General features: G+C 38.0%; 8 protein-coding genes and 1 pseudogene. 6 read left to right on the top strand and 3 right to left on the bottom strand.

The window, feature by feature from the left end; all coding sequences use genetic code 11:
* Positions 1–19 precede the first annotated feature (19 nt).
* Positions 20–487, bottom strand: coding sequence for a peroxiredoxin (locus tag ACMAZF_RS19270; protein WP_435275323.1), 468 nt, complete (start codon positions 485–487; stop codon positions 20–22).
* Positions 488–656: 169 nt separating this feature from the next.
* On the opposite strand from ACMAZF_RS19270, the pseudogene ACMAZF_RS19265 reads away from it, so the two are divergent.
* From ACMAZF_RS19265 to ACMAZF_RS19255, 3 genes and pseudogenes are all read left to right on the top strand, one after another.
* Positions 657–1,874, top strand: a pseudogene (locus ACMAZF_RS19265) (DUF3500 domain-containing protein).
* A 287-nt stretch (positions 1,875–2,161) separates the two neighbouring features.
* A complete protein-coding gene (locus tag ACMAZF_RS19260; protein WP_435275322.1) occupies positions 2,162–2,605 on the top strand; it encodes an energy transducer TonB in 444 nt (147 codons plus the stop codon).
* Positions 2,606–3,117: 512 nt separating this feature from the next.
* The gene (locus tag ACMAZF_RS19255; protein ID WP_435275321.1) at positions 3,118–3,840 is read left to right on the top strand and encodes an NYN domain-containing protein; all 723 of its coding nucleotides are present in this window, start codon (positions 3,118–3,120) and stop codon (positions 3,838–3,840) included.
* 442 nt (positions 3,841–4,282) lie between these two features.
* On the opposite strand, the gene dcm is transcribed toward ACMAZF_RS19255, so the two are convergent.
* Entirely contained in the window at positions 4,283–5,581 is a 1,299-nt protein-coding gene (dcm, locus tag ACMAZF_RS19250) for a DNA (cytosine-5-)-methyltransferase (protein ID WP_435275320.1), read from the bottom strand.
* 86 nt (positions 5,582–5,667) lie between these two features.
* Here dcm and ACMAZF_RS19245 point away from each other — a divergent pair, with 86 nt between their 5' ends.
* The 3 genes from ACMAZF_RS19245 (at position 5,668) to ACMAZF_RS19235 (ending at position 10,011) form a co-directional block, all read left to right on the top strand.
* Positions 5,668–7,077, top strand: coding sequence for an AAA family ATPase (locus ACMAZF_RS19245; RefSeq protein WP_435275319.1), 1,410 nt, complete (start codon positions 5,668–5,670; stop codon positions 7,075–7,077).
* A 17-nt stretch (positions 7,078–7,094) separates the two neighbouring features.
* Positions 7,095–8,369 (top strand): LlaJI family restriction endonuclease, encoded by a 1,275-nt coding sequence (locus ACMAZF_RS19240; RefSeq protein WP_435275318.1) that lies wholly within the window; start codon positions 7,095–7,097, stop codon positions 8,367–8,369.
* A gap of 325 nt (positions 8,370–8,694) precedes the next feature.
* Positions 8,695–10,011: an ATP-binding protein gene (locus ACMAZF_RS19235; RefSeq protein ID WP_435275317.1), complete on the top strand. Its 1,317-nt coding sequence runs from the start codon at positions 8,695–8,697 to the stop codon at positions 10,009–10,011.
* A 52-nt stretch (positions 10,012–10,063) separates the two neighbouring features.
* On the opposite strand, the gene ACMAZF_RS19230 is transcribed toward ACMAZF_RS19235, so the two are convergent.
* On the bottom strand, positions 10,064–11,248 hold the full coding sequence (locus ACMAZF_RS19230; RefSeq protein WP_435275316.1) for an NAD(P)/FAD-dependent oxidoreductase: 1,185 nt from the start codon (positions 11,246–11,248) through the stop codon (positions 10,064–10,066).
* Positions 11,249–11,459: the final 211 nt, after the last annotated feature.

The following is an 11,459-nucleotide window of genomic DNA, read 5'->3' as shown; positions in this document are numbered from 1 at the left end:
GTCCTTGCATAAGTTCTACTTAAAGCTGGCCTAACAATGTTTCGGCATCGCTAATTTTAAATTCTTTTGGTTGCTCAACGTTTAAATTAGTTACCACGCCATTATCAACAATCATCGAATAACGCTGTGAGCGAATACCGCCGAAAGCACCGGTTTCTTTATCTAACCCTAATGCCTTGGTGTAACTGCCATCACCGTCGCCTAGCATCATGATTTCTTCAGCATTATGAGCTTGCCCCCAAGCTTCCATGACAAATGCATCATTAACAGATAAGCAAACAATCGCATCGACACCTTTGGCTTTGATTTTATCTGCTAGTGCGACAAAACCTGGTAAATGAGATGCGGAACAGGTTGGAGTGAAAGCACCGGGAACGGCAAACAGGGCGACTTTTTTGTTAGCGAAAAGCTCAATTGCATCGTGAGTAACAGTTTCACCATTTAGGCGTTGTGTTAGTTGGCCATTTGGCATTGTTTCAATTTTCATTTCTAGACAGTTCTCAATCGGTTTCTTGAATGCAAATTAGTGTAAATGTTTTAGACTTTAATTTCGAACTAATAGATATTTAATATTAAATTGAATAACTTTTATTAATTAATAATTTAAGTCTTTATTTTTACTTAATTATTCTAGAACCCTAATTAAGGAATACTCTATGAAATCGTTATTAGCAGTAATCATTGCAGCCAGTCTTGCTGAATGCGGTCAAAACGAGGTTGTTGCAGACAAAGGTGTTACATCGGCTAATAAAATACAGAAATCTAAAGGCATGGAAGGTGCAACTAGAGCATTTGCCAAGAGAGAGTCAGATGCTTTGGCGCAAAAATTTGTCGGTGTCCGCACCTCTGATGGTATTCAATCGGGGCTATTTCCAATTAAGTCTACTGGTGTTTCCACTAAACCCATCGTCGACGCGGCGCAGTTATTCCTAGCGCAATTATCGCCAGAACAACAAGAAAAGACATCATTTTCAGTTGACGATATTGAATGGCGTAAATGGTTAAACGTCGATAATGGTATTTACGACAGCCAAGGCGTTAGTCTTAAAGAAATGACGACCGATCAAAAAATGGCGGCATTTAACATGTTGCGAACTTCCTTGAGTGCGCGTGGCTTACAGCAAACGCGCGACATCATGAAAACCGACCAAACATTACGTGAACTCAACAATGGTGCGCCGCACCTCGATGAAGAATTATATTTTATTACCATCATGGGGACACCGTCAGAAACTCAGTCATGGGGCTGGCAAATTGATGGTCATCATCTGGCTATTAACTACTTTATCTTAGTCGACCAAGTGGTGTTCTCTCCCGCATTTATGGGGGCATAGCCAGTGCTGGCTACGTCGGGTAAGCACGAAGGAAACTTGCTGTTTCAAGACGAACAAAACCTTGGTTTAGCATTGATGAAAAGTCTGAATGCCGATCAACAAACAACAGCACGTATTGACGAAAAACGCCGTGAAAATCTAAAAGCCGCTGGTTTTCAAGACAATTTGACGTTGGGCTATCAAGGCGTAAATGCAAAAGATATGACACCTAAACAGCGTGCGGATTTACTTGCCTTGACTGACCAATACATTGGAAAAATGCGTGACGGCCACGCCAAAGTGAAAATGGACGATATTCAACAACACATCGACAAAACATGGTTTGGCTGGGCTGGTGAAACGACTGATAATGGTGTTTTTTACTATAGAATTCATAGCCCTGTCGTTCTAATTGAATTTGATCATCAAGCGCCAGTAGGCGTTCCATCGAAAGATAGAAACCCAACCCGTAATCACATTCACACCATGATCCGCACGCCGAACGGCAACGACTATGGTAAAGATTTACTGAAACAGCATTTGAATAAACACCACAACTAAACTGAAGTTCCATGGTTGCGTCCAGCAGCCATGGTACTATTAATCACTCATCACTGTTTGTTTAGGGCTTAATTCCTATATTCAGTTATTTAGCGGCAAAGTCACTTTTCCAACCTTCAATCTCACCATAAATTACTTCTATTGAGAATTAGCCATTGACACCTTTGATTACAATTGTAATTATAAGTGTCAATTACGTATGTAATCATTGTTTTAATAAGTTTACAAACTACACCTTATTAAAATTAACAGAGATCGCTCACTACCCATTAATACAAAGTAAAAACATGAAGATACGTGCAAATGACTTTTTTAAGCGAATCACTAACACTTGGTATTTGATGCCTGCTGGGGTTTTACTCATACTAAGCTCAATTACTTTCCAAAGTCATGCTGGCAATCAGGCGGAAGCTGCGGCTACTGAAGTCTCCGTTATTAAAAGAGCGCTGCCGATTTATCCTAAATATGCGATAAAAAACAAAATAGAAGGTGCTGTTTTGGTCAATTTCAGTATTGAAAAAGACGGTAATGCATCGGATATTGAAGTGGTAGCTTCTGATCACGATGGGTTATTCGATGCGAGCGCAATATTAGGTGTTCAAAAATGGCTATATACCAAGTCAGCGCAAAAAACGCGTAATAACTACGTGGCCATCGAATTTACGCTGACAGGAAAACCAGCGACAACGTCTTTTAGTAACGTTGAAATTATTCAAGTGAGAGGCGAGTGACAAGCATGTGTAAATGACGTGTTATTAGCGTATGCTGGTCTCGGTTATATAATTTAAACTATTGATAAGTAATTGTTTAATGTACTTTCTCTTGATGTGTTGGCTAGTCAGAAGAAACAACTAACATCGATATTTAAACGTCATAGTGAGTTGGTTGAAAATCAACTCAACTATAACAGCTAGTGATTGTCAGAAAAGTGAAGCTTCAACAGCGAGTAATTTATCGAATGCGTCATCCCATACGACGTCGCCTTTATTCCCATCGCCGATTTTAAAAAAGAACAATACATCGGCATGGCAACGTCAATCTCCAACACAGCACCGCATATTCAAATGTTTTACGATACGGTGATTGGTCAGTATGGGGCTTGTTAGAAAGTTACTTGATAGATAATAATGGCGAGAAATTTACCTAAATCAATTGCTCGTTATTTAATTGATTTTAAGCATTTCAATCGAGAACTATTTTCATTATAGTGAGGCATCGGAAACCCACAGAAACACGGATTGTTTTGAAAGATAAAGAAAAAATAGCACTATTCATCGATGCTGATAATGCCCCCGCCGCAAAAATAGATGTCATCCTCTCTGAACTCGCTCGTTATGGTGTGGTAAACATCCGCAAAGCCTATGGTAACTGGAAAAGTGAGAATTTAAAGAAGTGGGAAGCTGTACTTCATGAATATGCCATTCAACCGATTCAGCAGTTTGATTTAACCAAAGGAAAAAACGCCACAGATATTGCGCTCGTAATCGACGCGATGGATATCCTATACACCAAAGATATCGATGCTGTGTGCTTAGTATCTTCTGATTGTGATTTCACACCATTGGTTACAAGACTACTCGCTGACGGAAAATCTGTATTGGGCTTCGGTGAACGCAAAGCGCCTAAAGCATTCGTGAATAGTTGTTCTAAGTTTTTATATTTAGATGACACAGATGTGATAGAAAAGCCGACTCAAGAGCCAACGATTAATATCAAAGGTGATACCAAGTTAATCAATATGCTCCGACAAGCCATTAACGCCCACCGTGATGATGATGGTTGGTCACAGTTAGGGCCAATTGGCAGTCATATTTCTAATCATGCTTCATTTGATCAACGTAATTTTGGGTTTGAAAAGCTAAGTGACCTCTTTGCTGCGATTGATCTCTTTGAATTGAAGAAAACAAATGGATCTGTGATGTGGGCTAGGGATAAAAAATATGTAAAGCAGAAAAAAGAGAGCTAAATAGTTGTGATGAACAAAGATTATAACGAACACGTAATGTAGCCATAAATGACGAGGTTTTATTATCTGAGCAAGGTGGAATTTCAGCTTATAAAACGATAGAAAAATATTGCAATGATTGCAGACCTTTAGGAATCCATCTGCTCCTAAGTACATGAGAGCTCTCTAGTTCAAAAGCGTCATTGCCAGTTTGTATTTACGTACGGTTATTCCTAGCATATACATTCTTATTTTTTGATAGTTTAAATGTTGAACGAGCTCGTGTGGAGAGCTGTTTAATTAGTAACTTCGGTTAATTTAATTCGGAAACCATTTAAGTCAGCTTCCAATTTTATACCTTTGGCGGCTTGTTTAGTGAATGCTTCTAATTCTTTTTGATACATGTTCTACCTTCCATTGACCGACATGGAGTACTGTTTGAAAGGTAGTTACACAAAGCTATTTATAGACTCTTTTGGCTTAGTTTATTATTTTCCCGTAACAAGGTAGATGTAACGCATTTAGCTATTTCAGTTATAACATTTACGCAAACTGAGTTGCCAAATTGTTTATAGATTTGCCCCTGAGAAACTGCGTGAACTATAAAGTTTTCAGGAAAACCTTGTAACCTAGCACACTCACGTGGCGTAAGCTTACGAGGGCGTTTTGCCAATTCAGACTGATCAATTAAAATTTCTGAGCCATCTTTGTAATATCTTGCGCTAAGCGTGCTGGTGTATTCACTCTCGGAATTGAATAATGAATATCCAAATCCATTTCCTTTATTTTTATGTTCTGCTTTTCTTCTCTGATGCCCAGCCCATAATTTTTCTGAAATAGTATATTTATCTTCCTCTTCAGAGATTTCAGTCAAATCCTCCAATATGTTACCTAAACGAGTTTTTGTTTTTGGCGGCTCAGGCCATTTGAAAGCTTCATCAAAATTAACATTTTCATAATAATCTTTGTCGAATCCTATTATATATACTCGCTCTCTATTTTGAGGTGCTCCGAAATCAGCAGCTCGTAAAACTTTAAAATCAACCCAGTAATTTAACTTCTCGCTCAAGGCATGTTTTGCCTCTTCACTGATTGGGATGTCATCAGTTGCTTCAAACTCATGTTTTCCTTTAAGTATGTCCATGATCGTTTTTAAGGTATTACCTTTGTCGTGACCTTTCAGTTGTTTTACATTTTCTAATAAAAACGCTTTAGGTCTCTTTTCCACGAGAATTTTTTGAATTTCAAAAAACATTGTGCCTCGTGTGTCACTAAAGCCTTGTTTTAGGCCTGCTTGGCTAAAAGCTTGACATGGGAAACCGCCAAGTAAAATATCATGTTCTGGTATGTCTGAAGCTTTAATTTGAGTGATATCTCCATTTGGCATCTCTCCAAAGTTAGCTAGATATGTCTTTTGGGCAAATTTGTCCCACTCTGATGTGAAAACGCATTTTCCATTAAGGTTTTGAAAAGGTAATCTAAGACCGCCAATTCCTGCAAATAAGTCAATAAATTTAAAATCAGAGTTGTTTAGCTTAGACTGATTATAAGGCGCATTATCATGAAGATTGTTAAGTTGAGCCTCTAGGTTTTTTATAAGACCAATCTTGGCTGATGTTGGTTTGTGCTCACCTGTTTCCCATCCTCTAACGGTTCTTTCACCAGTAGAAGACATTCCTAGTAAATTAGCAAACTCAGTGCGTCCTAACCCAAGCTTTTCTCGTGTACTTTTAATATATTCAGCGATATCATCTATTTGCATTTTGTTACCAACTTATCCGGTTTTTTACCGGGTGAGGTTATCACTGTTCGTTTGTACAGTCAAATAAATATAATAGGGAATTAGTAGTGATAGATATAAGAATCGATGAATTCGCTGAGCGTTGTGATGGGTTAAACGGGAACATGGATTTTCAATATGTTTCTGTTTCACCTTCTATTGAATTCTCCAATACAGGAAGAAGAGGCGGGAAAAAATATTTCTCAATATCCATGGTTGATCTGATTCAAACATTGAAGGATATAAAAGAGAATATTGCAGAATTTGCAGGTGCATCGACATATGATGAAACCAGAATGCGTAATTTATTTTCTAGATTTACTACATCTCAAACAGTGAACGCATTAAGTACAGTACAGACACTTCCTTTATACGGTGTCATTGCGAAAGTTATTCATTTATCAAATGAGGAAAAAGCTGACTTTAATGAAAAGTCAATACTTTTAGATTCAGATAAGTTTGATGTCGCTATAGCTTACCTTGAATCACAATTGCCTGATAATGATGAATACTTGGAAGGTTTGAGTCCGTCTATATCTAATGAAGATACAGCTATTAATATTATCTATTATGGTGCACCTGGTGTTGGCAAGAGCTACAAAATTGATCAAATATGTGATGATAATAACTCTATTAGAACAATCTTTCATCCTGAAACCCAAAGCAGTGATTTCATCGGTTGTCTCAAGCCCAAAATGAACGGACATGATGTTATATATGAGTTTCGCCCTGGACCATTCACTAAAGCTATTGTCAGTGCCTATTCAAATCCAGAGAAACATCAATATTTAATTATTGAAGAAATAAATAGAGCGGCGGCCGCCGCTGTATTTGGGGAAGTGTTTCAATTGCTAGATAGAGCTGCTGATAGCTCAAGCGTTTACCCTATAGATGTTATTGATCCTGATATGTTGCACTATTTGGAATCTAACTCTCCCTCTTCGATTAACGAAGGTAAGTTAAAAATACCTAGTAACTTGTCATTGTATGCCACTATGAATAGTAGTGACCAGGCTGTAATGCCTATGGATACAGCGTTTAAAAGGCGTTGGCTTTTTGAGTATGTTCCTATTGATTTCAGCGAATGTCCAGAAGGGATCTTATCGATCCCAATTAGAGAACAAGATAATATTGAGGTTAATTGGTCTGACTTTGCACAAGTTATAAATGCTGCTTTGGAAGATAAATCAATTCCTGAAGATCGATTGTTGGGTCCTTGGTTTATTGCAGCACCAGAATTAGCCACACAAGAGCTGGCTGAAAAATCGTTGAAAGGTAAATTATGCTTATACCTTTGGGATGATGTGTTACGGCATAATCAACATAATATCATTTTTGACAATGACATAAAAAGCTATGGACAGTTAGTCTCGTCATTCGAATCTCGTATGGCGGTGTTTGCAGAGCATATAGAACTAGCTCTTTTGGATAAAGTAACTGATGTAACTGAAGATGCTGATTCAGATGACCAAGTGTGAGTAAGGAAGCTTGGTTAATGGATTGGAATATAAAAATTTATAGAGATCGTGACTTTATAGGTGCAATGCCGAAGGCTACTAAAAGCGTTTTGCATAAGGAAAAATTATTTACTTATGGTCAGCAAAATACTTCTTTTTGTGGGCTGATTTTTCATAATCAGAACATTGATGTCTTTCTTCCAAGGAATAGTAATTACAATGAAGAGGACTATAGCAAAATACAAATAGCGTCATTAGTTCTTAATACTATTCGCTTATATAGCATTGAGTTTGACAGTCCACTTTCAATTGATGATGGTGAAATAGATAATCAAATAGGAGGCTTATCCCTAAGCTTAATCGCAGAGCTCATAAATGATTATAGGCAAAATGGTATATACGCTAAACGGCAATCACTGAATACACTAAATTCAGGCAAGCCTAATTGGAGTAAGACAATAGCAAGAAGTGTTTTATATCCCAGTGGCTCGAATTCAATTTACTTAGACGTATTTGGTAACAAACGAGTGAATTTATCATCATGTGAAGTGGCGAAGATCCATGCTTCAGTTATTAAAGAGCTTGATAAGAGATTTTCTTTATTGCTTTATGGTAGTGACGGAATATTTTCTGAAGATCATATAAAGGAACCTATAAGTAGTGATATTCAATATCAGATATATACTTTGGAGAAAGAGTTAAGAGTGACATATTCAGGACGAGATATCTGGTTATTAAAATCTCTTATTGATTATTTAAAAAAAATGAAGGGTGATCATTTTAGCGAAATGGTGATTGGGATTAAGCATTTCCATACCGTATGGGAATATATGTTATCTAAAACTTTAAGTAATACAGTCAATGTAAATAAATTAATACCAATACCGACCTATAAACTAACAAATGAAAGTTTAGTATCGGCTGCTCGAAAGGGGCAAAGAATGGATACTGTCCTTTGGAGTGCTAAAGAAAATACTTATTGTATCGTTGATGCAAAGTATTATTCTGCAAGCTCAATTTCTAATGCACCAGGTTGGCCTGATTTAGTTAAGCAGTTTTTTTATGCTAAAGCCCTTAAGCAAATAGAACCGGACGCCAGAGTGTTAAATGCTTTTGTTTTTCCAAACTCTACAGGGATGTTCAGTTCCGCTCACATGCAAGATAGACAAGATGGCCATTTGTTAAATAATGACTATGAGCCTATAAAATGTGCTTATATAGAGCCGGTGGAGGTTTTAAGATCATTTGTTGATAACAAAAAGCTCAAATGTTTTTCTGAAAGTCTACTTACAGAACCCCCTCAGAGTCTGTGAATGAATTTTTAACTACCTTTGATTGGGTCGAATTAACGAGATCAAAACAACTTGATTTAGTTTATTCAAAGTTATATTGAAAAGAGACAGACATAATTTTTCCTTACTTTTAGTGGATTACGCCATAGGTTTAAGTCTGAGTAACCACATAAAAGCGAGGCTTGACTCGACAATGTGTTATGTATTAGACGTTATATATGCGCACTTAAGTGTTATTTTTACATTTTTATGCGCACAAAAGTGTAGTGAGTGTGCATTTTATTGCGCATAAAAGTGTGTTGACTTATACTTTGTTCATACAAAATATGAGGCGAGGATTGGCACAATGAAACGATTATTATTAGAAAAGCTAATATCTTGGAAAAAACAAACCAAGCGTAAGCCAGTCTTGTTAGATGGTGCACGCCAAACAGGAAAGTCGTTTCTGCTTGAACATTTGTTTGGTGCCCATTTTGTGCAAGTCATTCGTTTAGATTTTTTAGAGCAACCTTCTCTCTCTAATATATTTTCAGGTTCATTAAATCCTTCGGATATATTAGTTAATATCGAATTAACGTTGAATATCAGTATTGATCAAAACAATGCGTTAATTATTTTTGATGAGATTGGTGAATGCCAAGCTGCGATAGATTCATTGAAGTTTTTTGCTGAACAACATCCCGACATGTACATCTGCGCGTCTGGTTCTAATATAGGTTTGTTGGGATCTTTTCCTGTGGGGAAAGTAGAACTTTTAACGTTATATCCTTTAACATTTGAAGAGTTTCTGTGGGCATCGCAACAAGCGCCACTTGAAAAAGCATTCAATCAAATGAATATGGGAAAAATAGCTCACGATAAGTTATTTGATCTTTTGCTCGATTATTACTTTGTTGGCGGTATGCCAGAAGCTGTTAAGAGTTGGTTTGAGTCAAAAGATGACAAAGGGATAATAGAAAGAGTAGAACAGGTTAGCCAAATTCATGCCGATCTTATTGTTGGTTATGAGCGTGATTTTGGTAAGTATTCAGGTAAAACGTCTGCGCAGCATATTCAATCTATTTTTAATAATATTCCTACTCAGTTGTCTCAAAACATTGATGATTCAGTTAAGCGTTTTAAATTCAAAGACGTGATAGAAAAGAAAACGAGGTACCAAGATTTATCTCGACCTATCAATTGGTTAGATAAGTGTAAGTTGCTTTCTAAATGCCATCCAATAGATACAAAACCTAGCTCACCATTGTCAGCATTAACTAAAGATAACCGCTTTAAATTGTTCTTGTTTGATGTGGGATTACTTAATCATATGCTTGAGTTATCTTACAAAGAACTTCGCGATCAAGGTTTTAATTACAAAGGCTATATTGCAGAGAACTTTGTACAAAATGAGCTGATTGCGTTCAATGGCAGTTCAACCTACTCTTGGGAGTATGCGCGTAGTGAAATTGAGTTTCTGCTTAAGAAAGGCGATGGACAGATTGTTCCTGTTGAAGTAAAAAGCGGTAAACGAACAAGAGCTAAATCATTGGGCGTTTATGTTGATCGCTATCAGCCTGTGCAAACTGTCAAACTTATTGGGTCGACGGGTTCATTAGATAATAAAAACGCGTTGGTGTTACCGCTATATTATGCTTCTAGATTACACACGCTGCTCAATTAATCGGTTGGGATAGATCATTATGATTTATCCCCTATTGATCATAATGTGTATATTAAACTGCATCCCCACACGCCCAACCTGAACTCCAAGCCCATTGGAAGTTATAACCTCCTAACCAGCCGCTGACATCGACGACTTCGCCGATGAAGTAGAGGCCTTTGATGTTTTTGGCTTCCATGGTTTTTGAGCTGAGTTCGTCGGTGTCGATGCCGCCTAGGGTGACTTCGGCGGTGCGGTAGCCTTCGGTGCCGTTGGGCTTGATTTTCCATTGGTGGAAGTAAGTGGCGATTGCTGCTAACTCTTTGTCGTTAAATTGATTTAATGGTTTGTCATCAATTTTGTTTAGCTCGACTAAACGTTCGATAAAGCGTTTTGGAAAGTGCTGATTTAAGCAGGTTTTAAGCGCTTGTTTCGGGCTTTTTTCACGGGCGCGCTCTAGCTCGTTTTGTAAGTCGTTGCTTGGTAGTAAATCGATGGTGATGGCTTCGCCTGTTTTCCAATATGACGACACTTGTAGCATCACTGGGCCTGATAAGCCGCGATGAGTGAATAGCATGTCTTCGCTAAAGTTAACGCCGTTTTCACAGGTTACTGACGCTGGCAGACTGATGCCTGACAAACACTCGTAATCTTCTTTGTCGTTGTTTTGCCAAGTAAAAGGTACAAGCCCTGCGGTTGTTTCTGTGACTGTTAAACCAAATTGTTGGGCAACTCTGTAACCAAATGGCGTCGCGCCAAGTTTTGGCATTGAGAGGCCACCTGTGGCGATTACTAACGAGGTTGTGTGGAACTTGCCTTCGTTGGTGGTAATGTCAAAGCCGTCGTCGGTTTTGGCAATGGCGGCGATTTCGGTGCGCAACTGAGTAGTGACGTTGGCGTTGTTACATTCGCTTTCTAGCATGTTAACAATGTCTTTGGCGCTGTCGTCACAGAACAGTTGGCCGAGTGTTTTTTCGTGATAGGCGATTTGGTATTTGTCGACCATGGCAATGAAGTCCCACTGGGTGTAGCGACTCAATGCTGATTTGACGAAGTGTTTGTTACCACAAATAAATGCACTTGGTTCGATGTTGTAGTTGGTGAAGTTGCAACGACCACCGCCACTAATGAGGATTTTACGTCCCGCTTTTTTGGCGTTATCGAGTAATAATACATTTTTGCCGCGATAGCCAGCAGTGGCTGCACAGTGAAGACCTGCGGCGCCTGCGCCAATTATTATTACGTCGAAGTTGTTCATTTAATTCTCTATATACAATGTATTTGATTGTGCATGTAACGTATTGAGGTTTATTTGAGGTGAAAGAAGTTATTTAATGCGCGGAAAGTCCCGTTTGTTATCGCCTTAAATTAGAAATTGACCAATAAAAAAATCATGGATGATTTTTTAGTATTTTCCGCAGGGATGCGGATTAAATACGGTATTGAATAGGCAATTTATTATTTAAGAA

The sequence above is a fragment of the Psychrobium sp. nBUS_13 genome, assembly GCF_051201665.1.
In the GTDB taxonomy this organism is placed as follows: domain Bacteria; phylum Pseudomonadota; class Gammaproteobacteria; order Enterobacterales; family Psychrobiaceae; genus Psychrobium.
This window is presented reverse-complemented; position numbering and strand designations above follow the sequence as displayed.